Raw genomic sequence first — 23,603 nt, forward strand, 5'->3', positions numbered from 1 at the left:
CGTTTTCCGCACAGAAAGTGAACGTCCCGACATGCAGGAGCCGTCAGTGCCCAGGATCGGTGACGAGGTGGTCCGCCGCTACCTCGCGCGCCTGGACGAGCCCGGCCGGCCCAGGGTGAACCTGGCGACGCTGGTCCGGTTGCACGAGCGTCACGTCCGGCGGGTTCCGTACCACAATCTCGACATCCAGTTGGGCCTGCCCACCGACGTCGACCCGGCCGGCAACGCCGCGCGGCTGGCCGACGGCGACGCCGGCTACTGCTTCCACCTCAACGGCGCGTTCGCCGCCCTGCTGGCCGCGCTGGGGTTCGACGTGACCCTGCACCGGGGCCAGGTGAAGAAGGCGCCCGCCCTGCCCGACGGCGTGCAGTTCGCCAACCACCTGACCATGACCGTCCGGCTGGACGGCCGGCGCTGGTTCGTCGACGTCGGGCTCGGCGACGGGCTGCTGGGTCCGGTGCCGTTACGTCCCGGCGTGGTCCGGCATCCGCCGCTGACCTTCGCCTTCGCCGAGGCGGCGTGGGGGTGGCGGTTCACCCACGATCCCCGCGGGTCGTTCACGGTGATGGACTGGGAGGACCGGCCGGCGCGGCCGCACGACTTCGTCGCCGCCCACCAGCTGCTCTCGACCGCGTCGAGCTCCACCTTCGTCCGCCGGTTCATCGTCACCAACCGAGGGCCGGACGAGGTGGTGTGGTCGCTCGTCGACCGGCTGCTGACCCGCATCGACGGCGACGGCGTGCACCGGCGGGAGCTGACCACCTTCGACCAGTGGCGTCGGGAGTTGGAGGAGACGTTCCTCCTGCGGCTCGACGACCGGCACACCGCCGGGCTGCGACTGCTGTGGCAGCGGTTGCCGCAGCGTCCCGGCATCCCCACCGGCTGACCCGCCGCAGCAGGACAGGAGACGACATGCAGATCAGCACCGGCCCCGACGGGGTGCCGCGCTGCGGGTGGTGCACCGGAACCCCCGTCTACGTCGCGTACCACGACGACGAGTGGGGGCGTCCCGTGCACGGTGACGCCCCGCTCTTCGAACACCTGGCCCTGGAGGCGTTCCAGGCGGGGTTGTCGTGGTCGACGATCCTGCACAAGCGGGACGCCTTCCGGTCGGCCTTCGCCGGCTTCGACCCGCAGACGGTCGCCGGCTACGGCGACGCCGACGTGGACCGGCTGCTCGCCACCGACGGCATCGTGCGCAACCGGGCCAAGATCGAGGCGACCATCGACAACGCCCGGCTCGTCGTCGCGCTGGCCGGCGGCCTCGACGCCCTGCTCTGGTCGTACGCGCCGGACACCGTCCGACCCCGGCCCCGCTCCACGTCGGAGGTGCCGGCCAGCACGCCCGAGTCGACGGCGATGGCGCGGGAGCTGAGGCGGCGCGGGTTCCGGTTCATCGGCCCGGTCGGCGCGTACGCCATGATGCAGTCGACCGGCATGGTCGACGACCACCTGGTGGGCTGCCACCTGGCCGTGGACGGCTGAACCCGCTGCGGGTGCGGCCCCACCGGCGACGACGGTGGGGCCGCACCCGGTCGTGTCCTCACGCCGCGACGCCCAGCAACCGCTGCATCGTCGGCAGGTCCCCGCGCAGCTCGGGGGTGGGGCACCGGTGGACGATCCGGCCCCGGACCATCACCGCCGCCTCCTCGGTCACCCCGAGGGCCAGGTGCAGGTCGTGCTCCACGAGCAGCAGTGTCAGCCCCTCCCGCACCACCGCCCGCAGCGCCTCGGCCACCTCGTCGACGACGATCGGCGCCAGCCCCTCGGACGGCTCGTCCATCAGGACCAGCCGCGGGTCGGTGGCCAGGGCCCGGCCGATCACGAGCATCTGCTGCTCCCCACCGGACAGCTGGCCGGCGAGGTGCCGTCGCCGTTGCGCCAGGCGGGGGAACAGCTCGTAGACCCGCCCGGTCGGCCAGGTCCGGCCGCCGTGCCGGGTGGCCAGGGCCAGGTGCTCGTGCACCGTCAGCGTCGGCCACACCCGCCGCCCCTGCGGCACCAGCGCGACCCCGGCGCGGGCGAGCCGGTCGGCCCGCCAGCCGGTGACGTCCCGCCCGTCCAGCAGCACCCGTCCGCCGGTGGGCCGCAGCAGCCCGGCGAGGGTGGACACGAGGGTGGTCTTGCCGACCCCGTTGCGGCCCAGCAGGGCCAGCGCCTGCCCGGCGGACAGGTCGAGATCCAGCCCGTGCAGCACCTGCCCCTGCCCGTAGCCGGCGGACAGCTCACGCACCACCAGGTTCACCGTGCACCTCCTCCATCCGGCCGCCGAGGTACGCCTGCTGCACCTCGGGACTGCGCCGCACCTGCTCGGGCGTGCCGCTGCACAGCACGGTGCCGAGGTGCAGGACGCTGACCCGGGTCGCGACGTCGAAGACGACGTCCAGGTCGTGCTCGACGAACACGATCGTCACGGTGGGTGGCACGCCGCGCAGCAGCTCCACCAGCCCACCCCGTTCCTCGCCGGACATGCCGGCCGCCGGCTCGTCCAGCAGCAGCAGCTGCGGCCTGGCCGCGAGCGCCACCGCGATCTCCAGCCGCCGGCACTGGCTGTACGACAGCGCCGCCACCGGCACGTCGGCCCGGTCGTCGAGACCGACCGAGGCGAGCGCGGCGGCCACCTCGGCGCGGCGGTGCCGGTCGGTGTGCCGGGCCAGCACCCGGCCACCGGTCAGCGCCAGGCCCACGTTCTGCGCGGCGGTGAGCGACCCCAGCAGGGTCGAGTGCTGGAAGCTACGCCCGATGCCCGCGCGGGCCCGCCGGTGGACCGGCTCCCGGGTGACGTCGCGGCCCCGGTAGTGGACGGAACCGTCGGACGGGCGTTCCTGGCCGGCGATCAGCTTGAGCAGGGTGCTCTTGCCGGCGCCGTTGGGCCCGATGAGCGCGTGCCGCTCCCCGGCGGCCACCGTCAGCCGCACCCCCCGCAGGACGCTCAGCGCGCCGTACCGGTGGTGGACGTCGTGGCAGCGGAGTACGTCGATCATGACGCGGCCCTCCTCAGCCGGATGTGGGCGATCCCCGTGGGCAGCAGGTAGACGACGAGCACGAACAGCAGCCCGAGGGCCAGGGGACCGTGCCCGTCGAGGGTCGCGCCCAGCGAGTCCCGCACGACGATGACCAGGGCCGCGCCGAGGCAGGGCCCCCACCAGGAGCCGGTGCCCCCGATCACCACGGCCAGCAGGGCGAGCGCGGAGGTCTCGAAGCCGGCGTCGGCCGGGGTGACCAGCCGCTGCTGGGCGGCGAGGAGCCCGCCGGCCAGCCCGGCGACGGCACCGGCGAAGACGAACGCCCCGAGCTTGACCAGCGTGGTCCGGTATCCCAGCGCCCGCATCCGGTCCTCGCTGTCGCGGACGCCCCGCAGCACCACCCCGGTGGCGGAGGTGGACGCCAGGCGCAGGGCGAGCAGACCGACGAGGAAGAAGGCCAGCACGTACCAGTAGGTCGTCGCGGGCTGGTCGAGGACCAGGCCCGACAGCGTCGGTGCCGGTACGCCGTACAGGCCGTTGGAGCCGCCGGTGACCGACTCCCAGCTGTCGGCCGCCTGCTGGGTCAGCTCCCCGACCGCCAGGGTCAGCATGAGGAAGAAGACCCCGCTCGCCCGGACGGCGACCGCCCCGGCGACCAGCGCGACCAGGGCGGCGGCGGCCATCCCGAGCAGGAGCGCCGGCACGCCCGACGTTCCGTGCAGGGCGCTCCAGGCCGCCGCGTACGCGCCGACGCCGAAGAACGCGGCGTGCCCGAGCGACGGCAGCCCGACGACGCCGACGAGCAGGTTGAGGCTCGCCGCGAGCAACCCGAAGACGAGGATGCGGGTCAACGTCGTCGTCGCGTACGGGGCGAGGTAGAGCGGGGCGGCGGCCAGCAGCAGGGTGCCGGCGGCCACGCCTGTCGCGTTGCGGACGGCGGGACGCAGCCGGGGGCGGGTGGCCGGGTGGGTCGTGGCCAGGGATGTCATCGTCGTCCTCCCGGGGCGAGGGTGAACAGGCCGCGCGGTCGGACGACGAGCACCGCCGCGAGCGTGCCGAAGAGCAGGAAGGAGGCCAGGCCGGGCAGCACCGCCCGGCCGACGGACTCGACCTGGCCGAACAGCAGCGCGGCGATCAGCGGCCCCCGGATGGAGCCGAGCCCGCCGACGACCACGACCACCAGGGCGAGCACCAGGATGGTGGTGTCCAGCCCGGGACGGGCGTGGTAGATGGGTGCGCCGAGCAGCCCGGCGAGGGTGGCCAGCACCGAACCCAGCACGAACACCCCACCGCGGACCAGGCGCGGGTCCACCCCGACGGCGGCGACCATGTCGCGGTCGCCGACGGTGGCGCGGAACAGCGCGCCCAGCGAGGTGCGCTCCACGGTCCAGTAGACGGCGGCGGCGAGCAGGGCGGCGACCCCGACCAGGGCGAGCCGGTAGCTGGGGTAGCTCCAGCCGGCGACGGTCACGGTGCCGGCCAGGCCGGCCGGTGGTTCGGTGGCGCGGACGTCGTCGCCGAACAGCGCGGACAGCACGTCGGCGGCCACCAGGGCGATGCCGAGGGTGAGCAGCGCCTGTTCGAGGTGGGAGCGGCGGGACAGCGGCGCGGTCAGCAGGGACAGCAGGCCACCGGCGGCGGCCCCGAACACGACGACGGCGACGACCGCCCGGCCCAGCGACGGCCAGGTCTGCTGCTCACCGCCGATCCACCAGGCCAGGTAGGCGCCGGTGAGGAAGAGCGCCCCGTGGGCGAGGTTCAGCACGTCCATCATGCCGAAGATCAGGGACAGGCCGGCGGCGGTGATGAACAGCAGCAGCCCGATGGCCAGCCCGTTCACCATCGCGGTCAGCGCGATCTGCGCGGTGGGCATCGTGATGCTCCGTCCGCTGGCCCGGTCAGGCCTGCGGGTCGAGCGGACCGAGGTCCTCGACCACGCCGTTGACCGGTGCGCCGGCCCGGGTCTGCACCCGGCGCAGGTAGAAGTTCTGCCGGGGCGACTGCTCCACGAACGACCACGGGCCGCGCGGGCTGTCGGTGATGACGCCGACCGAGCCGAGCGCACCCGCGAGGCTGTCGCCGTCGACGGCCCCCGCCTGCGCGATGGCGCGGGAGAGCACCTCGGCGGCGTCCCACGCCTGCACGGCGTAGGCGGTGGGGGCGGCGTCGTAGGCGGCGCGGAACGCCTTGCCGAACGCGGTGTTGGCGGGGTTGTCCAGTTCGGAGGTGTAGTGCAGCGTCGACAGCACCCCGTCGGCCGCCGCGCCCTGCGCGGTGAGCACCCCGCCCTCGACGAGGAACCCGGAGGCGTACAGCGGGATGGTGCGGGAGAGCCCGAACTGGGCGTACTGCTTGACGAAGGCCACCGACTCGGCCCCGCCGAAGAAGCAGAAGGTGCCCTGGGCGCCGGAGGACTGGATGCGGCTGAGGAACGGCTGGTAGTCCTGGGTCTTGCCGAACGGCGGCTGGCTCTGTCCGACGATGGTGCCCCCACCGGCCCGGTACGCGTCGCTGAACCCCTTGATCGCCTCGGCGCCGGCGACGTAGTCGGGGGCGATGGCGTAGGCCCGGCGTACGCCGCTCGCGGCCAGGTGGCGTCCCATCGCGGCGGCGACCTGGGCGTTGGTGAACGAGGTACGCCAGATGTAGGGGCTGCGGTTGGCGCCGGTGATGGCCCCGGCGCCCGCGTTGGCGATGACCAGCAGCCGGCGGGCGCTGGTGACGAGGTCCCGGACGCCGAGCGCGGTGGCCGAGCTGACGATGCCGACCAGCACGTCGACCCGGTCGTTCTGGAGCAGCTTCTGCACCGCCGGCACGCCGGTCTGCGGGCCCTCGCCCTCGTCGGCGACGACGGTGGTTACCCGGCGACCGCCCAGCCGGCCGTCGTGCTGGCGCAGCCAGAGGTCCCAGCCCCGTTGGATGTCCACGCCCAGCGGGGTGTAGACCCCGGCCTGGGGGATGACGAGGCCGACCTTGACGGTGTTGCTGTCGCCGCCGCTGGCGGCGGTGGCGCCGAGGCTGCTGCCGCAGCCGGTGAGGCCGGCGACGCCGAGGCCGGCGGTGAGGCCGAGGAATGTCCTGCGGTTGATTCCGGTCATGGCTTGACTCCCGAACGTATCGAGCAGGATTGGTGGCCTGAAGGTATGGCCGGCCGTCGGGGGCGGCCAGTGCCACATCGCCGCCCGGTCCGGAACCACTCGCCCCGCCGGTCGGGCCCGTTCCCCGAGGGCGGCGATTGGCCCCGTCGGGCGGCGTCAAGTGGCCGTTTTCCGTACCGCCGGGCCGTGGCACGCTGCTGGACGCCGTCCGGTCCTGTCCGACCCTTCCCGGGTGCCGGCCGGCGCGTCCGCCCGGACGGCACCCGGCGTCGACCGTCTAATGGGCGGTGCGCCCCGCCGCGGGCGTCGTGCCCGCTGACCCGGAGGGAACCGACAATGCTGACACCCGAGCAGGTACGGGAGTTCGCCCTCGCCATGCCGGAGGCGGTGGAACAGGAGACGTGGGGTCACCCCACGTTCCGGGTGCGCGACCGCATCTTCGCCAGCACCTCCGCCGACGGCGTGGTGGCGATCATCCGGGCCTCCAAGGAGGAGCAGGCCGAGCTGATGGCGGCCGACCCGGACACCTACGACCCGGCGGACTACTTCGGCCGGTACGGCTGGGTCCGCGCCCAACTCGCCTCGGCCGACCCGGACGAGATCCGGGAGCTGGTGGTGGAGGGTTGGCGGCGGGCGGCGCCGAAGCGCCTGGTGGCGCAGTACGACGGCACGCCCGCGCGGACCCCGGGGCGGTGACCGGGTGGCCGCGATCATCCTGGGCTGGAACCCGCAGCGGTGGAACGGGTGGACGCCGAGCTACGAGGCGCTGACGCCGGGGGTGTCCCCGCAGCGCACCCTGGCCGGGTCGTGGACGGTGGGTCGGCGGGTGAACATCCCGGTCGGTGCGGACGCCTGGCTGTTGATGCAGGGCCGCCTGCGGGGGCTGGTCGGGCACGCCGTGGTGACCCGCGCCCCCTATCCCGGCCCGCACGACCGGGACCCGGCGGTGACGACGAACTACGTGGACGTGGCGTGGGACGGGCTGCTGCCGGTGGCGGAGCGGATCGTGCCGGAGGTGTTGAAGACGGAGGCGTCCGGGGTCGCCTGGGGCTACGTGTTCAGCTCCGGCACCGGGGTGCCGGCCGCCGCCGAGGCGCAGGTCCACCAGCTCTGGCAGCGGTACGCCCTGGACTGATCCGTGGGGCCGGCCCCGGGGGTACGCCGTGCGCGTATCCCCGGGGCCGGCCCCACGGTCGTCACCGGCCGACCGGCACGGGTTCGGCGGCCAGCGCGGGCGCCTCGTCGCTCGACGCGGCGCGGGTGGCCAGCAGCGGTCCGGCCATCGCGGTGGTCACCAGGGCCATGATGACCATCATGGTGAACATCTGTCCGTCGAGGACGCCGAGGGAGACGCCGATGTTGAGCACGATCAGCTCGGTCAGTCCCCGGGTGTTCATGAGCACGCCCAGCCGGCGTGCCTGCGGCCAGGACAGGCCGAAGGCGCGGGCGGGCAGGGTCGCGCCGGCCATCTTGCCGACGCAGGCGACCAGGACGATGGCGGTGAGTTCGAGCAGGTTGGTCGGGCTCAGCGCGGCGATGTCGACGCTCAGCCCGGTGACGATGAAGAAGACCGGCAGCAGGACCAGGCCGATGTTCTCGAAGGGCACCCGGACGTGCTTGATCAGCGCCTCCGCGGGCTGGCGGGGCATGACGAAGCCGAACGCGAAGGCACCGAAGATGGCGTGGATGCCGATCCAGGTGGTCGCGTAGGAGGACAGGAAGACGCCGGCGGCGGTGATGGCCGCGAGCTGGTAGGTGTTGGGGCCGACCCGGCGGATCAGGGCGGCCAGGCCGGGGCGGACGGCGAGGGCCATCACCGCGATGTATCCGGCGGACATGAGGACCACCTGGGCGAGGTCGGTGGCGTCGCGGGCGGTGGCGACCGCGGCGACCACCGCCAGGATGCACCAGGCCAGCACGTCGTCGATGGCGGCGCTGGCCAGTGCCAGTACGCCGACCCGGGTGTTGCTGAGGTGCCGGTCGCGCAGGATGCGGGCCAGGACGGGGAACGCGGTGATGGCCATGGCGGCGCCGAGGAAGAGGGCGAACGCCAGGAACGGCACGGGTTTGCCGGCGATCGTGGCGTGCCGGGGGTAGATGAGGTTGGCCAGGCCGACGCCGAGGGTGAAGGCGAGGGCGATGGAGCACACCGACACCGACAGGGTGAGGCTCTTGTGCCGGGAGACCACGCGCCGGTCGAACTCCCACCCGATGAGGAACATGAACAGCAGGAGGCCGACCTGCGAGATGGCCGACAGGTACGGCCGGGCGGCGGCGGGGAAGAGCACGCCGGTCAGGTCGCCCGGGAGCAGGCCGAGCAGGCTGGGCCCCAGCGCGATGCCGGCGACGATCTCGCCGATCACCACGGGCTGCCCGAGCCGTCTGGCGATTCCGCCGAACAGGTGGGCTACCAGCAGGACGAGGGCGATGTCGGCCATCACGATTGCCACGGTGAGTTCGGCCGGGGTGGCTACGGACTTCATGAGATCTCCGGATCTGAGCGGGAGAGGGCTGGTCCGCCGGCCGGCGCCGTTAATGCGGGGCCTGCGCGGGTCACCGACCGTAGCAGCGGATTCTGCCGCCCGACATGTCCATGTCCGGCGGATCGGGGGTGCCATTTGCCGGCCCGGTCGCGGTGTGCGGGGGGTTGGATGGGAAACGCGACCGGTGGGTGTTTCACCGCCGTTTACGGCCGGCTCTCCGCGCGGTCACCGGGTTGAATGCGGAAATCCGACTCGTAACTGACGGGTCAGGTTGCCGACATCGGCTGGTTAACGCGAAATGCTGCATTCCAGCGATGGATACCGATGATGGGCGTCTATAGCCGGGCTTTTCCGAGGCCATTTGGTCACCTGCCGTGACGACATGCTCACGGCGTGACGTCAGCGCTGGGCAGTGGACTGCCCAGTGGCACTGTCTGCGGACAGAAAATGGCTCTGGTTGCCCCGCAACCGGTGGGTTAGCCTTCCTGACGTTCCGTCCCTCCGGCGACACAGAGAGTGCAACCATGACAACTTTGTCGGCTTTCGGTGGTCATTGCGGCCGGTCCGGGGCGGCCCTGTCCGGTGCGCAGCGGGGGCGGGTCGAGAGGTGACCAGACTGCTGCATGTCAAAGCCACCCCGACGGGCCCGCGAAGCCGATCGGCCGCCGTCGCCGAGGCGTTTGTCGACGCATTCCTCGAGTGTCACCCGCAGGCGACCCTCGATGTGCTGGACCTTTCCGCGACCACCCTGCCCCCGGTGGGGGCGGTGGCGGTGGCGGCCAAGAAAAACGCCATCTCGGGCGCGACCGGCTCCGCCGATGAGGCGATGTCGTGGCAGCAGACCCGGGAACTCGTGCGCCGGTTCACCGACGCTGACCACTATCTGTTTTCCGTGCCGATGTGGAACTTCGGAATCCCCTACCTGCTCAAGCACTTCATTGATATCGTCACCCAGCCGGGGCTGACGTTCCGCCTCGATCCGCGACACGGTTACCAGGGCCTGCTCACCGGCCGCCGGGCCTGTGTCGTCTACACCAGCGGTGTCTACACCCCCGGGTGCCCGCCGGAGTTCGGCGTCGACTTCCAGTCGGCGTACCTCAACTACTGGCTGCGCACCATCGGCGTCGACCCGGTGATCGAGGTCGCGCTGCGGCCCACCGACTTCACCCGTTCCCTGGCCGCGGACCTCGACCGCGCCCGCGAGGACGCGCGCAAGGCCGCCCACACCATCTGACCACACCGCCGGCCGGCGACCCGTCGGCCCGTGCCACAGGAGGGAAGAAGCATGTCCGTCTGGTTCGTCACCGGCGCCTCACGGGGCTTCGGCCTGGAGATCGTCCGGCAGTTGCTGGAGCGTGGCGAACAGGTCGTCGCCACGGCGCGCAACACCAGCAGCCTGGCCGAGCTGTCCTACCCCGACCGGTTGCTCGTGGTCCCGCTCGACGTCACCGACCAGTCCCAGGCCGACCGGGCGGTGCTCGCCGCGGTGGAGAGTTTCGGCGGCATCGACGTGCTGGTCAACAACGCCGGCCGGGGTCTGCTCGGGGCCGTCGAGGAGGCCACCGACGCCGAGACCCGGGCGGTGTTCGACACCAACGTGTTCGGCCTGTTGAACGTCACCCGCAGCGTGCTGCCCGTGATGCGGCGGCAGCGCCGGGGCCGCATCATCAACATCAGCTCGGTCCTCGGCTTCAGCGCCAAGATGGGTTGGGGCGTCTACGCGGCGACGAAGTTCGCGGTGGAGGGGCTCAGCGAGGCGCTGCGGGTGGAGCTGGAGCCGGTCGGCGTCCAGGTGTGCCTGGTGGAGCCCGGCCTGTTCCGGACCGACTTCCTCGACCCTTCCTCGCTGCACTTCGCCGGCCGCGAGTTCCCGGAGTACACCGAGACCTCCGGGCGGGTCCGCGCCTGGTCGGTCGGGCAGAACCACGCGCAGGCCGGCGACCCCGCGCGGGCGGCGGCGGCCATCATCGACCTCGGCCGCAACCCGCAACCGCCGTTCCGGCTCCCGCTCGGCGCGGACTCCGTGCAGCGCGTCGGCGAGAAGCTGACCGAGGTGTCGCAGGAGCTCGCGGCCACCCGCGAGATCGGGCTGTCGATGTCCTACCCGGAGCCGGCGGTCGCCGCCCACTGAGGCGGTCCGACCCATCCACCAGACGATCGGCGAGGAGCGAGCATGAACACGTTGACCACGACGGCGGTGGCGTCGAGTCCCGTCGAGACCTTCGACGAGCGGCTCCGGCGGCTGCTGCGATGGCACTTCGACCCCCAGACCGGCTCGCCGTTCTGGCTACGCCAGCGCGGGCTGCTCGACTTCGATCCGCTACGCGACATCGACACCGCCGCCGACCTGGTGCGCTTCCCGGATCTCACCGACCAGCTGCGGCACGTCCCGGTCGGTGACCTGATCCCGCGCGGCCTGACCGGCACCGGCTTCCGGGTGTACGAGTCGGGCGGGACCAGCGGCGCGCCCAAGCGCATCGTCGACCGGGACTACCGGAGCCGGCTGCTCTCCTGGGCGATGCAGCGGCTGCGGGCGCACCACATCGCCGACCCGGCGCACTGGCTGCACCTCGGCCCGAGCGGTCCGCACGTCTTCGCCTACGACTGCGCCCGCTACGCCGCCCTGGGCAACGGCCTGTTCCACACCGTCGACTTCGACCCGCGCTGGGTCAAGAAGCTGGTGGCGGCGGGGGAGGCCGACACGGTCAAGCGGTACGTGCGGCACCTGCTGGACCAGGCGGCCGAGGTGCTGCGCTCGCAACCGGTCAAGGTGCTCAGCACGACGCCCCCGCTGATCGAGGCGATCTGCGCCGACCCGGAGCTGCACGCGGCCGTCGAGCGGACCGTCGAGACGATCATCTGGGCCGGCACCTCGTTCAGCCCGGAGAGCCTGCGGCAGGTGGAGGAGGTGTTCTTCCCGGACACGACGATCGTGGGCATCTACGGCAACACCCTGATGGGTGTCGCCCCGCAGCGGCCCCGACGCCCCGACGACCGGCACCTGTGCGTGTTCGAGCCGTACGCCGAGGCGGTCTGGATCGACGTAATCGACGACGCCGGTGCGGTGGTCGACTACGGTCAGCGTGGCCGGGTTCGGCTGAGTCTGGTCAGCGACGAGATGTTCCTGCCCAACGTCATCGAGCGGGACACCGCCGTGCGGGTGGAGCCCGTCGGCGACGCCACGGTCGACGGCCTGGCCGAGGTCGGCACCGTGGCCGAGGTGGGCGACGTACGGGTGATCGAGGGGGTGTACTGAGTGGCCGGCATCGTGGTGGAGCCGATCGTCTGCGGCCGGCCGGTGGCGAGCCTCGACCGGGCCCCGCTCGCCGACGTCCGGGGCGACCTGCTGGGCGAGGTGGGGATGGCGCCACGGCTGATGGCCGTCGGTGCGGTGACCCGGGCCCGGCGGTCGGCCGACGGCACGCCGGTCGGGCACGACCTGCTGCTGCGGGCCGCCGACCTGTTCGCCACCGCCGACCTCGACGGGGAGACCCCGCAGGAGTACGAGCGGCGGGTCGCGCTCGCCGCCGGCCTGCCCCGGGTGACCGTCCGCAACGCCGTGGCCGACATCGTGCGCAGCCTCACCCACCTGCCGGCCACCACCCGGGCCGAGCTGCCCGGCACCCGGCTCGGCGACGGCTACGACACGGCGTGGGTGCCGGCGGGTCGGCTCTTCACGGCCGTGATGGCCAGCAACCACCCGGCCCCCAACGACTCGTGGCTGCACGCGCTGGCGCTGGGCTACAGCGTGCTGGTGCGCCCCGGCACCCGGGAGCCCTTCACCGCCCGCCGGTTGACCCTCGCCCTGCTCGCCGCCGGCCTGGCGGAGCACCGGATCTCCTTCCTGCCGTGCGAGCGCGCGGTGGGGGAGTACCTCCTGGAGGCCGCCGACCGGGGCATCGTGTACGGCGGCAGCGACGCCGTACGGCGGTGGGCCGACAGCGCGACGGTCACCACCCGGGGGCCGGGGCGCAGCCGGGTCCTGCTCGACCGGCCGGTGACCGACGAGGTGCTCGACCACCTCACCGTCAGCGCGGCGCACGACGGCGGAACCCGGTGCAACAACATCTCCCTCGTGTTGACCACCGGTGACCCCCGGCAGGTCGCCGAAGCGCTCGCCGCCCGCTTCGACGCGCTGGCCAGTCCCGAGGTGTCGGCCCCCGACGCCACCCTGCCCGTGGTCGACGCCGCCCGCGCCGAGGGCCTGCGCCGGCAGCTCGCCGGACTGGTCGGGGGTGGGGCGGTGGTGCACACGGCGGCCGGCGCGGACCCGCTGGTGCGGCTGCCGGACGGGTCGCACCGGCCGCTGCCCACCGTGCTGTCCACCGACGACCTGCGGCATCCGGCGGTGGGCGTGGAGCTGCCGTTCCCGTTCGTCGTGGTGGCGCCCTGGCGGCCTACGGACGGCACCGCCGCCCTCGGCGACGCGCTGGTGCTCAACCTGCTCACCGACGACACCGACCTGCGGGCCGCGGTGGTGGCCGACCCGAGCGTCCGTAAGGTCACGTGCGGGCTGACCCTGCCCTGGGACAGCGCGCCCGGAATTCCCCACGAGGGCAACCTGTCGCTGTTCCTGCTGAAGGCCAAGGGCGTCGTGACGACCGGAACGAGGGATCATGCGTTGGCTTGAGGAGTTGCTCTCCGACAGGTGGTGGGCCACCGGTCAGGCGGTGCGGTTCCAGCTGCCCAACCAGAGCGAGTCGTCGATCACCTATGGCGACCTGCTGCGTCAGGCGGCGACGTTGGCCGGCCGGATCGGCGAGCCCGGTGACGGCGCGCAGACCCGGCTGGCCATCCTGACCATGGGCAGCGCGGAGGGGCTGGTCGCCCTGATCGCCGGGCTGATCGTCGGCGCGGTGGTGATCTCGACGCCCATCCAGACGCCCAGCCCCTGGTCGGCCGACCTGCTGGGTGACCCGGACGTGGTGCTGACCGACGCGACGGGCGCGGCGGTGTTGCAGTGTCACGAACGGTTGACCGGGGAACGTCCGCGCTACCGGGTGCTCGGCGTCGACCTGACCGAGCCGGCCAAGGCCAGCGTCCGGCCGGACATCTGCGCCGACCAGGACGACGTCTGCAAGATCGCCTATCTGGACCCGGGCCGCTCGCCGCTGGTGGTGGGGCTGACCGGGTTCGCTCTCGACTCCGCCGTCCGCCAGCCGGAACGCCGGCCGGTGTTCGCGGCGGGTGGGCTCGGCAGCCTCACCGGCCAACTGGCCACCTACCGGACGCTGGCCGCGGGGGGCGTCGTCGACCTGACCACCTCCCGTCCGGCGGGACGGTCCATTCTGGACGCCGCGATGCCGGTGACCCTGCCGCGCCGGCCGGATGACCGGGCGACCGACTCCAGCACCACCTTTCCGTACATCGTGGACAACGCGGCCCAGTTGGACAAACTTGTGTCAGGAATCGTCCTACCGGCCGGGTCCGTCGCGCTTCCGTCGGTAGCTAAGTTGTAGGCATGGTCATTTCCGTTTCTTGAGCCGCCTCGGTCGGGAGATGGATCGTCAGCGCGGCCGGGTCCACAGGCAATCCCGGCCGCGCCCGATCGGGCAAGGACAAATGCATGCCACGTGAGTCTCCCGCGCTGCCGGGAAGCGGTTTCCTCATCGACCGTCATTCAACGGCGCCGCTCTACCAACAGTTGTACGAACAGTTACGGTGGAGCATCGAGGCGGGTCAACTCACCCCGGGCACCCGACTGCCGGCCACCCGCACCCTGGCCAAGGAGTTGGGGGTTTCCCGCAACACCGTGCTGGTGGCCTACGACCGGCTGCTCGCCGAGGGCTATCTCGACGGCCGGGTGGGTTCCGGCACCCGGGTGGCCACCCGGCAGAGCGCGCGGGAGATGGAGTCCCAACTGCCCCGCCCGGCCACCAAGACCCCCCTGCGGATCACCCGGGCCGCCCGTCGGATGGCCGAGGCGTCGGCCTACTTCACCCCGGCGCACGACCAGCTGCGCTACCCGGACCGGCCGTTCACCCTCGGCATGCCCGCCCTGGACCTCTTCCCGTCGAAGGTCTGGGGCCAGATCATGTTCAGCAAGTCGCACCAGCTCACCAGCGCCCTCTACACGCACCGCGACCCGGCCGGCTACTGGCCGCTGCGCAAGGGCATCGCGGCCATGCTGGGGCTGATGCGGGGCGTCCGGTGCACCCCGGAACAGGTGATCATCCAGCCGAGCGCCCAGATCGCCGTGCACGTGATGGCCCTGACCCTGCTGGAACCGGGGGAGAAGGTCCTCGTCGAGGACCCGGGCCTGCAGGCCATCCGGGGCGCCCTGCACTCCGCCGGCGCGGACACCTGCCCCGTCCCGGTCGACGCCGAGGGCATGTGCGTGGCCGTGGGCAAGGCCCGTCACCCGGACGCGCGGATGGCGGTGGTGACGCCCAACAACCAGTTCCCCCTGTCGGTGCGGATGTCCGCCGCCCGCCGGGCCGAGGTGCTCGCCTGGGCCCGCAACAACGACGCCTGGATCATCGAGGACGACTACGACGGCGAGTTCTGGGCGGAGAACCCGGGCCCGCCGCTGCACCAGGGCGACGAGGACGGGCGCGTCATCTATGTCGGGACCTTCAGCAAGGTCCTCTTCCCCGGGTTGTGCCTGGCCTATCTGGTGGTCCCCCCGGATCTGGTCGACATCGTCACCGAGGTGCAGCGGGCGACGGTCAACTCACTCAACATCCTCACCCAGGCGGCGCTCGCGGAGTTCATCGAGGCGAATCACCTCGCCCGGCACGTACGCCGAATGCGCGACGTCTACCGGGAACGCGGCGACATTCTCGTCGGCGCGCTGCGCGGCCGGCTCGGCGGGTTCGTCACGATCGACACCGCCCCACGGGGCACCCATCTGGTCGCCAGCCTGCCCGACAACGCCGACGAACAACGCCTGGCCCGGCTCGGTCGGGAGGCGCGGTTGCGGGTCTATCCACTGTCGTCGTTCGGCGACGAACTCGAAGGGATCGGGCGGGGCCTGGTCCTCGGTTACGCGGCCACCCCACCCGAGAAGATCCTCTCCGGCGTGACCCGCCTGACGGCGGTTGTGGAGCAGTTCACCGGTCGTTCGCATTCGAACGGCCGGGCTGCATTGAGGAAGAGCGTATAAGTCGTTCCCGCCGGGCCAAAGGTCCATGTAGCCAAATAGTCAGGTGCCAATCCCAGTGGTACTAGCGAGATGGCAAACATGGCCCTGTGCCAATCGTCTCTTGCGCCTATACGGTCCGTACCGGATCGCGGCGCCTTCTTCGGTGACCGGGCCGCCCCGAAGAATACAGGGGGAGAGACTTATGCCATCACCACAGCTTCTCGTACGGCGCCCCGAGGCGCCCACCACCGACAGCTGGAGTCCCGCCGGTTGGCGGACGCTGCCCATCGCGCAGCAGCCGACCTGGCCGGACCGGGACGAGCTCGACGCTGTCGCCGACTACCTGTCCGGCCTGCCCGCGCTGACCGAGGTCGCGGAGATCAGGCGGCTGAGGGAGGACATCGCCCGCGCCAGCGCGGGTGAGGCGTTCGTGCTCCAGGCCGGCGACTGCGCCGAGCCGCTCGGCATGGCCGCCACCACCTCGGCGCGGGCCAAACACCGGGCCATCACGGCTCTCGGTGAGCGCCTGGCCCGCGAGCTGCGTCGCCCGACCATCGGCGTGGGGCGGCTCGCCGGCCAGTTCGCCAAGCCCCGCTCGGAGCCCTTCGAAGCGGTCGACGGCCAACTGCTGCCGGTGTTCCGCGGTCTGATGGTCAACGAGCCGGAGGCCACCGCCGCCGCCCGCCAGGCCGACCCGTACCGGCTGCTGTCCTGCTACTACACCGCCCGGCAGGTGGTGGCGGAGCTGTCGGCGGCCGGCGGCGGCGTACGGACCAGCCACGAGGTGCTGATCCTCGAGTACGAGCAGGCGCTGACCCGCCTCGACGAGGCCAGCGGCGAGTGGTTCCTGCGCTCGACGCACCTGCCCTGGGTGGGTGAGCGCACCCGCGCGGTGGACGGCGCCCACCTGAACTTCCTGGCGGGGCTGGGCAACCCGGTCGCGGTCAAGGTCGGCCCCAGCGCCACGGTCGACGAGGTGCTGCGGATCTGCGCCCTGCTCGACCCGCACCGCCGGCCCGGCCGGCTGACCCTGATCAGCCGGATGGGCCACCGCAAGATCGCCGACCACCTGCCGTCGCTGGTCCGGGCGGTGGCCGACGCCGGGCACCCGGTCGCCTGGATGTGCGACGCCATGCACGGCAACACCGTCCGGGGTGCCGGTGGGGTGAAGACCCGCCACCTGGACACCATCGTGGACGAGTTGACCACCTTCGTCGAGGTGCTGCGCAGCCACGGCCGGGAGCCGGCGGGCCTGCACCTCGAAATCGCCGCGGACGACGTCACCGAGTGCGTCGGCGCGGGCGTGGTCGACGAGAGCCAACTCGGTCGCGCCTACCGGTCGCTGTGCGACCCGCGGCTGAACCACGAGCAGGCCGACGCGGTCGTCGACGCGCTCGTCACCGCGATGCACCGCTGAACACCAGTCCCCACACACCTCGTGACCCGAGCGGAGGAGGCATCAGTGCGTACCCTGCTGGTCGACAACTACGACTCCTACACCTACAACCTGTTCCAGCTCATCGCCGTGGTCAACGGCGTCGAGCCCACCGTCGTCCGCCACGACGACCCGGCCGTGGCCACCCTGGATCTGCGCCGGTTCGACAACGTGGTCATCTCGCCCGGACCCGGCCGACCCGACCGGGAGAAGGACTTCGGCTTCTCCGCACAGGTCATCGCGGAGTCCCCGGTGCCGGTGCTCGGCGTCTGCCTGGGCCACCAGGGCATCGCCTCGGGCCACGGCGCGGCCGTGCACTCCGCGCCCGTACCCCGGCACGGGCACCTGGCGTCGATCACGCACGACTCCGACGGCCTGTTCGCCGGCATCCCGCAGCACTTCACCGCCGTGCGGTACCACTCGCTGTGCGTGTCGGACCTGCCCCCGGAGCTGGTGGCGACCGCCTGGGCCGAGGACGGCGTGATCATGGGCCTGCGGCACGTCGACCGGCCGATGTGGGGGCTCCAGTTCCACCCCGAGTCGATCTGCACCGAGTACGGGCAGACCCTGCTCGGCAACTTCCGCGACCTGACCCGGGCCCACCAGGCCCGGGAGAGCATCCAGGTGGCGGCCCCGCCGCCCATCGCCGCGCCGACGCACCAACTGCACGTGCGCACCCTCGGCTGGGAGACCGACGCCGAGCAGGCGTTCACCAGGCTGTTCCGGGACTCGACCCACGCCTTCTGGCTGGACAGCGCCCGGGTCGAGGAGGGACTGTCCCGCTTCTCCTACCTCGGCGACGCCTCCGGGCCGCTGTCCGAGGTGGTCCGCTACGACGTCGGCACCGGCGCGGTCGAGGTCGCCACGGCGGCCGGCGCCCCGACCCGGGTGCCCGGCACCATCCTGTCCTACCTCCAGCAGCGGCTGGAGGCCATCCACCTCGACTCGTCGGCCCTGCCCACCGACCTGACCTGCGGCTACGTGGGCTACTTCGGCTACGAGCTGAAGGGCGACCTGGGCGCTGCCGGGCCGCACCGCGCCGACACCCCGGACGCGTACTGGATCTTCGCCGACCGGTTCGTCGCGGTCGACCACCGGGACCGGCAGACCTACCTGGTGGCCCTCTCCGACGGCAGCGAGGGCAGCGACGACGCGGCACGGGACTGGGTCGAGGCCGTCGCCGAGCAGCTCACCGCCATCCCCGAGGCGGGACCGGTCACCCCGCTCACCCCGCCGCCGGTCGACACCAGCTCGCTGGTCGCGTCGCTGGAACGGGACCGGGAGCAGTACCTGGCCGACATCGCCGCCTGCAAGCAGGAACTGGTCGCCGGGGAGAGCTACGAGATCTGCCTGACCAACGGGCTGCGCCTGCCGCGCCCCCGCGACGGGTTCGCCTTCTACCGGGCCATGCGCCGGTACAACCCGGCGCCCTACTCGGCCTACCTGCGGCTGGGCGACATCGAGGTGGCCTGCTCCTCCCCGGAGCGCTTCCTGCGGCTGACCGCCGACCGGGTGGTCGAGACCAAGCCGATCAAGGGGACCGCGCCCCGGCACCCCGACCCGACGGTCGACGCGGCACTGCGCGACGAGCTGACCACCAGCGACAAGACCCGCGCCGAGAACCTGATGATCGTCGACCTGCTCCGCAACGACCTCGGCCGGGTGTGCGAGGTCGGCAGCGTCACCGTCCCCAAGCTGATGCAGACCGAGTCGTACGCGAGCGTGCACCAGCTCGTCTCGACCATCCGGGGCCGCCTGCGGGCCGAGGCCACCGCTGTCGACTGCGTCGAGGCGTGTTTCCCCGGCGGCTCGATGACCGGGGCGCCGAAGCTGCGGACGCTGGAGATCATCGACGGGCTGGAGACCACCGCCCGGGGCATCTACTCCGGTTCGCTGGGCTTCCTGAGCTGCAACGGCACCGCCGACCTGAACATCGTCATCCGCACCGCGGTGCTGTCCGGCGACGGCATGCGGGTCGGCGCGGGCGGGGCCATCATCCTCGACTCCGATCCGGAGGGGGAATTCGACGAGATGCTGCTGAAGGCCGCCGCCCCGTTGCGCGCGCTGCTCAGCGGCGGCTACCGGGAGGACGTCGATGTCTACCAGTGATCCGCTGTCGGTGTGCATCGTCGGCATGGGGCCGCGTGGGCTCTGCGTGCTGGAGCGCCTGGTCAGCAACGCCGCCGCCGACCCCGACCGGCCGGTACGCGTCGACGTCGTCGACCCGTACCCGCCCGGGGCGGGCCGGGTGTGGCGGGCCGACCAGTCCGACCGGCTGCTGATGAACACCGTGGCCTCCCAGGTGACCGTGTTCCCCGACTCGACCGTGGAGCTGGCCGGTCTGCTCCGGGAGGGCCCGAGCCTCTACGAGTGGGCCCGGTTCCAGGTGCTGATGGGCGACCTCGGCCAGTTCCCGGCCGACGTCGCCGAGGAACTGCGCGCGGTGGGACCCGACACCTACTCCACCCGCCGGCTGTTCGGTCACTACCTGGCCTGGGTCTACCGGCGGGTGGTCGGCACCGCGCCGGCCAACGTCACCGTCCGCGCCCACGCCACGGTCGCCGTCGCGCTGTGGGACGAGTCCGACGGCAAGCAGTGCGTGCAGTTGCAGACCGGCGACCGGCTCCCCGGCCTGGACGCGGTGGTGCTGGCGCAGGGCCACTACCCGGTCACCCCGACCCCGCAGGAGCAGACGCTCGCCGAGTTCGCCGTCGAGCGGGGGCTGACGTACATCCTGCCGGCCAACCCGGCCGACGTGGACCTGTCGATGGTGCGGCCCGGCGAACCGACCCTGCTGCGCGGGCTCGGGCTCTGCTTCTTCGACTACCTGGCACTGCTCACCGAGGGACGCGCCGGCCGCTACGTCCGCGCCGACGACGGCCGGCTGACCTACCTGCCGTCCGGGTTGGAACCGCAGTTGCTGGCCGGCTCCCGCCGCGGCATCCCGTACCGGGCGCGGGGCCGCAACGAGAAGGGCGCACACGGGCGGCACGAGCCGCGGGTGCTCACCGTCGCGCTGGTCGAGCGGCTGCGCGCGGCCCGGGACACCACCGCGATGGACTTCATGACCGACCTGTGGCCGCTGATCGCCAAGGAGGTGGAGACGGCCTTCTACGTGGCGGTGCTGCGCCGGGCCGGCTGCCGCGGCAAGGCCCGCCGGTTCGAGGCCGAGTACCTCCAGGTGCCCCGGGGCGACGCGCGGGAGGAGGAGATCCGCCAGCGCTTCGGGATCACCGAGCGGTGGGACTGGGACACGGTGCTGGACCCGGCCCGCGACGAGACCTTCACCGGCTCGGCGGCGCTGCAGGAGTGGATGCTGCGCTACCTCGACGAGGACGCCCGCACGGCGGAGGAGGGCAACGTCAGCGGCCCGCTCAAGGCGGCCATGGACGTCCTACGTGACCTGCGCAACGAGGTCCGCCTCGCCGTCGACCACGGCGGTCTGCGGGGCGCCTCGCACCGTGAGCACCTGGACCGCTGGTACACCCCGATGAACGCCTTCCTCAGCATCGGCCCCCCGGCCCACCGGGTCGAGCAGCTGGCCGCGCTCATCCGCGCCGGTGTGCTGCGGATCGTCGGGGCCGAGATGCGGGTGACGCCGTGTCCCGAGCAGGCCGGGTTCCTCGTCGAGTCGCCCCGCACGCCGGAGAGCCCGGACGTGGTGACCGCCATGATCGAGGCGCGGCTGCCGGAGGTGGACCTGCGGCGTACCGCCGATCCGTTGCTCGGTTGGATGCTCGCGCACCGGTCCTGCGCGCCGCACGTGGTGCCCGACCGGGAGGCCGGGCCGCACGTCACCGGCGGGCTGGCGGTGACCGGCCGGCCGTTCCACCCGGTGTCGGCGGCCGGTGAGCGACACACCCGTCGCTTCGTGTTCGGGGTGCCCACGGAGGGTGCACACTGGGCCACCGCGGCGGGCGCGCGGCCGGGCGTCAACTCGGTGATGCTCGGCGACGCGGACGCGATCAGCCTGTCGGTGCTCGCCCTCACCGCGCAGGCGGCCACCACGACGGGAGCGGTGACGACATGACCGAAGGCTTCGACCACGGGCTGCTGAGCCCCGGCAGCGCCGGCCGGGGCATCGAGGACGCCGTCCGGGACCGGGCGGTCCTGCAGGCGATGCTCGACGCGGAGGCCGCCCTGGTGCGGGCCCAGGCCCGGCTGGGGGTGGTGCCCGGGGAACACGCGGACACCATCACCGCCGTCGCCGACGCCCACCGGATCGACCTCGACGCGGTGGCCCGCCGGGCGACCGAGACGGCGAACCCGGTGGTCGCGGTGGTCGCCGCGCTCACCGAGCTGGTCACGGCGCTGGACCCGGCCGCCGCGGAGTACGTGCACCGCGGCTCCACCAGCCAGGACATCCTGGACACCGCGCTGATCCTGGTGGCGGAGCGGGCGTTGCGGGTGATCGACGCGGACCTGGCCGCGACCGCCGACGCGCTGGCCACCCTCGCCGACCGGCACCGGGGCACGCCGCTGGCCGGCCGGACCCTGACCCAGCACGCCGTGCCGACCACGTTCGGCCTGAAGGCGGCGACCTGGCTCTCCGGCGTCCTCGACGCCCGGCAGGCGATCCACGCCCTGCTCACCGAGGGGCTGCCGGTGCAGCTCGGCGGGGCCGCCGGCACCCTCGGGGCGTACCTGGAGTTCGCCCGGCTCGCCGGGGACACCGACGACGGCTACGCCGAGAAGCTGATCCACGCCTTCGCCGAGGAACTCTCCCTGGCCGAGCCGCACGCGCCCTGGCACACCGTGCGGACGCCCCTGCACGCCGTCGCGGGCGTGCTGGGGCTCACCACCGGCGTGCTCGGGGCGATGGCGGCGGACGTGCAGGTCATGGCGCGTACCGAGATCGGGGAGCTGGCCGAGCCGACCGGCCCGGGACGCGGGGTGTCCTCGGCAATGCCGCACAAACGCAACCCGGTGCTGGCGACCCGGATCCGGGCGGCGGCCACCCAGCTACCGATGCTCGCCGCGACCGTCGCGCACTGCCTCGTCGCCGAGGACGAACGCCCCGGAGGGGCCTGGCATGCCGAGTGGCAGCCGTTCCGGGAGGCGTTGCGGCTGGCCGGCGGAGCCGCCGACGCGGCGGCCGAGCTGGCCGCCGGGCTGACGGTGTTCCCCGACCGGATGCGCGCCAACCTCGACCTCGCCGGGGAGTTCATGGCCTCGGAACGGTTGGCCGTGCGACTCGCCCCGCTGCTGGGCAAGGCGGTGGCGAAGGAACTGCTGACCACTCTGACCGGCCGGGCGGTGCAGACCGGGCAGCCGCTGCGCGACCTGGTGACGGCCGACCCCCGGGTCACCGCCGTCCTCGACCCGGCCGAGGTCGTCACCCTGCTCGACCCGGCCGGCTACGTCGGCGCCGCCGACCTGCTGGTGGACCGGGTCCTGCACCGCTACCGGACGGTCGGCGCGCGGTCGACTCTCGCGACCGAGGACCGGCGGCCGTGAGCGGGCCGGGCCCCCTGGCACGTCCGGTCCTCGGCGCGCCGATGGCGGGGGGAGTCAGCACGCCCGCCCTCGTCGCGGCCGTCGGCGACGCCGGGGGGCTCGGTTTCCTGGCCGCCGGCTATCTCCGCCCGGCGGACCTGGCCGCCGACATCGACCAGGTCCGCCGCAGCACCACCGCACCGTTCGGGGTCAACGTCTTCGTGCCGGAGTCCCGGCCGGTGGACCGGGCCGCCGTCGCCCGGTTCCGGGAGGCGTTGCTGCCCGAGGCGGCCCACCGGGGGGTGACCCTGCCCGAGCCGCCCGAGCGGGACACCGACCACTTCGCCGACAAGATCGAGGTGCTGCTGGCCGCGCGGGTGCCGGTGGTCAGCTTCACCTTCGGCTGCCCGTCCCGGGCGGTCGTCGACCGGCTGCACGCCGCCGGGTCGCAGGTCGTCGTCACGGTCACCGACGTCGCGGAGGCGCGGGTGGCCGTCGCGGCCGGAGCCGACGCGCTCTGCGTGCAGAGCGCCGACGCCGGCGGGCACCGGGCGAGCTTCACCCCCGAACGCCGCCCCGACCCGCAGCCGGGCACGGCCGAACTGGTCGGCACGGTCCGGCTGGCCGTCGCGGTGCCGCTGATCGCCGCCGGGGGGATCACCGACCCGGCGCAGGTCGACGCGGTGGTCGCGGCCGGCGCGTCGGCGGTGCAGGTCGGCACCGCGCTGCTGCTGACCCCGCAGGCCGGCACCCATCCGGCGCACCGGGCCGCGCTGACCGAGCCCGGCCGGCCCGGCACCGTCGTCACCCGGGCCTTCTCGGGCCGGCCGGCGCGGGGGCTGCGCAACCGGTTCGTCGACTCCTTCGACGCGCTGGCCCCCGCCGCCTACCCGCAGATCCACCACCTGACCAAACCGTTGCGCGTGGCGGCGGCGGCACGCGGCGACGCCGAGCACATGGCGCTCTGGGCCGGCACGGGCTACCGGTCCGCCCGGCCGGAGCCCGCCGGTCGGGTGGTCACCCGCCTCGCCGCCGCCGTGGCCGCCGCGACCCCACCGCACCCCGCACCCCGTTGACCAGCCGTACCCCCGAGGAGGACCC

21 protein-coding genes are annotated in these 23,603 nt (G+C 73.1%); 15 read left to right on the top strand and 6 right to left on the bottom strand.

Going from position 1 to position 23,603, the window contains the following annotated elements; genetic code table 11:
- The first annotated feature begins 31 nt into the window (after positions 1 to 31).
- Both ACN265_RS10560 and ACN265_RS10565 read left to right on the top strand, forming a co-directional pair.
- Complete coding sequence (locus ACN265_RS10560; protein WP_363655828.1) at positions 32 to 886, top strand: arylamine N-acetyltransferase family protein; 855 nt, start codon at positions 32 to 34, stop codon at positions 884 to 886.
- Between the two features lie 26 nt (positions 887 to 912).
- Positions 913 to 1,485 (top strand): DNA-3-methyladenine glycosylase I, encoded by a 573-nt coding sequence (locus ACN265_RS10565; protein WP_421407133.1) that lies wholly within the window; start codon positions 913 to 915, stop codon positions 1,483 to 1,485.
- A gap of 58 nt (positions 1,486 to 1,543) precedes the next feature.
- Here the strand turns inward: ACN265_RS10565 and ACN265_RS10570 are convergent, their stop codons facing one another.
- From ACN265_RS10570 to ACN265_RS10590, 5 genes are read right to left on the bottom strand one after another with little or no spacing between them, the layout of a single operon-like run.
- Entirely contained in the window at positions 1,544 to 2,245 is a 702-nt protein-coding gene (locus ACN265_RS10570; RefSeq protein WP_204923259.1) for an ABC transporter ATP-binding protein, read from the bottom strand.
- Positions 2,226 to 2,984, bottom strand: a complete 759-nt coding sequence (locus ACN265_RS10575; RefSeq protein ID WP_421407134.1) for an ABC transporter ATP-binding protein — start codon at positions 2,982 to 2,984, stop codon at positions 2,226 to 2,228. Before ACN265_RS10575 ends, ACN265_RS10570 begins: the two co-directional genes overlap by 20 nt.
- Positions 2,981 to 3,955 (bottom strand): branched-chain amino acid ABC transporter permease, encoded by a 975-nt coding sequence (locus ACN265_RS10580; protein WP_421407136.1) that lies wholly within the window; start codon positions 3,953 to 3,955, stop codon positions 2,981 to 2,983. Before ACN265_RS10580 ends, ACN265_RS10575 begins: the two co-directional genes overlap by 4 nt.
- On the bottom strand, positions 3,952 to 4,839 hold the full coding sequence (locus ACN265_RS10585) for a branched-chain amino acid ABC transporter permease (RefSeq protein ID WP_088647215.1): 888 nt from the start codon (positions 4,837 to 4,839) through the stop codon (positions 3,952 to 3,954). The genes ACN265_RS10580 and ACN265_RS10585 overlap by 4 nt, the downstream gene beginning before the upstream one ends.
- Positions 4,840 to 4,864: 25 nt before the next feature.
- The gene (locus tag ACN265_RS10590) at positions 4,865 to 6,064 is read right to left on the bottom strand and encodes an ABC transporter substrate-binding protein (RefSeq protein ID WP_377686922.1); all 1,200 of its coding nucleotides are present in this window, start codon (positions 6,062 to 6,064) and stop codon (positions 4,865 to 4,867) included.
- Positions 6,065 to 6,400: 336 nt separating this feature from the next.
- On the opposite strand from ACN265_RS10590, the gene ACN265_RS10595 reads away from it, so the two are divergent.
- Both ACN265_RS10595 and ACN265_RS10600 read left to right on the top strand, forming a co-directional pair.
- Positions 6,401 to 6,760 (top strand): MmcQ/YjbR family DNA-binding protein, encoded by a 360-nt coding sequence (locus ACN265_RS10595; protein WP_204923256.1) that lies wholly within the window; start codon positions 6,401 to 6,403, stop codon positions 6,758 to 6,760.
- Between the two features lie 4 nt (positions 6,761 to 6,764).
- The gene (locus ACN265_RS10600; RefSeq protein ID WP_204923255.1) at positions 6,765 to 7,199 is read left to right on the top strand and encodes a hypothetical protein; all 435 of its coding nucleotides are present in this window, start codon (positions 6,765 to 6,767) and stop codon (positions 7,197 to 7,199) included.
- 61 nt (positions 7,200 to 7,260) lie between these two features.
- Here the strand turns inward: ACN265_RS10600 and ACN265_RS10605 are convergent, their stop codons facing one another.
- Complete coding sequence (locus tag ACN265_RS10605) at positions 7,261 to 8,547, bottom strand: cation:proton antiporter (RefSeq protein WP_357929328.1); 1,287 nt, start codon at positions 8,545 to 8,547, stop codon at positions 7,261 to 7,263.
- Positions 8,548 to 9,154: 607 nt separating this feature from the next.
- On the opposite strand from ACN265_RS10605, the gene ACN265_RS10610 reads away from it, so the two are divergent.
- The 11 genes from ACN265_RS10610 to ACN265_RS10660 all read left to right on the top strand — a co-directional run bounded on the left by ACN265_RS10610 (position 9,155) and on the right by ACN265_RS10660 (position 23,578).
- The gene (locus tag ACN265_RS10610; protein ID WP_204923253.1) at positions 9,155 to 9,781 is read left to right on the top strand and encodes an FMN-dependent NADH-azoreductase; all 627 of its coding nucleotides are present in this window, start codon (positions 9,155 to 9,157) and stop codon (positions 9,779 to 9,781) included.
- Between the two features lie 51 nt (positions 9,782 to 9,832).
- A complete protein-coding gene (locus ACN265_RS10615) occupies positions 9,833 to 10,678 on the top strand; it encodes an SDR family NAD(P)-dependent oxidoreductase (protein ID WP_204923252.1) in 846 nt (281 codons plus the stop codon).
- A gap of 42 nt (positions 10,679 to 10,720) precedes the next feature.
- Positions 10,721 to 11,803, top strand: a complete 1,083-nt coding sequence (locus ACN265_RS10620; RefSeq protein WP_204923251.1) for a hypothetical protein — start codon at positions 10,721 to 10,723, stop codon at positions 11,801 to 11,803.
- Complete coding sequence (locus ACN265_RS10625) at positions 11,804 to 13,177, top strand: aldehyde dehydrogenase family protein (protein ID WP_421407137.1); 1,374 nt, start codon at positions 11,804 to 11,806, stop codon at positions 13,175 to 13,177. It abuts the gene before it with no gap.
- Positions 13,164 to 14,006, top strand: coding sequence for a hypothetical protein (locus tag ACN265_RS10630; protein ID WP_204923249.1), 843 nt, complete (start codon positions 13,164 to 13,166; stop codon positions 14,004 to 14,006). Before ACN265_RS10625 ends, ACN265_RS10630 begins: the two co-directional genes overlap by 14 nt.
- Positions 14,007 to 14,113: 107 nt before the next feature.
- Complete coding sequence (locus ACN265_RS10635; protein WP_204923248.1) at positions 14,114 to 15,652, top strand: PLP-dependent aminotransferase family protein; 1,539 nt, start codon at positions 14,114 to 14,116, stop codon at positions 15,650 to 15,652.
- A gap of 181 nt (positions 15,653 to 15,833) precedes the next feature.
- Positions 15,834 to 17,048 carry a 3-deoxy-7-phosphoheptulonate synthase gene (locus ACN265_RS10640; RefSeq protein ID WP_204923247.1) on the top strand — a complete coding sequence of 405 codons (1,215 nt, stop codon included), beginning with the start codon at positions 15,834 to 15,836 and terminating at the stop codon, positions 17,046 to 17,048.
- Positions 17,049 to 17,093: 45 nt separating this feature from the next.
- On the top strand, positions 17,094 to 19,175 hold the full coding sequence (pabB, locus tag ACN265_RS10645) for an aminodeoxychorismate synthase component I (RefSeq protein WP_420118241.1): 2,082 nt from the start codon (positions 17,094 to 17,096) through the stop codon (positions 19,173 to 19,175).
- Positions 19,162 to 21,096: an FAD/NAD(P)-binding protein gene (locus tag ACN265_RS10650; RefSeq protein ID WP_421407138.1), complete on the top strand. Its 1,935-nt coding sequence runs from the start codon at positions 19,162 to 19,164 to the stop codon at positions 21,094 to 21,096. Before pabB ends, ACN265_RS10650 begins: the two co-directional genes overlap by 14 nt.
- Positions 21,093 to 22,523 carry a 3-carboxy-cis,cis-muconate cycloisomerase gene (gene pcaB, locus ACN265_RS10655; protein ID WP_421407139.1) on the top strand — a complete coding sequence of 477 codons (1,431 nt, stop codon included), beginning with the start codon at positions 21,093 to 21,095 and terminating at the stop codon, positions 22,521 to 22,523. The genes ACN265_RS10650 and pcaB overlap by 4 nt, the downstream gene beginning before the upstream one ends.
- On the top strand, positions 22,520 to 23,578 hold the full coding sequence (locus tag ACN265_RS10660) for a nitronate monooxygenase (RefSeq protein WP_421407141.1): 1,059 nt from the start codon (positions 22,520 to 22,522) through the stop codon (positions 23,576 to 23,578). Before pcaB ends, ACN265_RS10660 begins: the two co-directional genes overlap by 4 nt.
- The last annotated feature ends 25 nt before the right edge of the window (positions 23,579 to 23,603 follow it).

This window comes from Micromonospora sp. WMMD730, assembly GCF_049178955.1.
Classification (GTDB): Bacteria; Actinomycetota; Actinomycetes; order Mycobacteriales; family Micromonosporaceae; genus Micromonospora; species Micromonospora wenchangensis.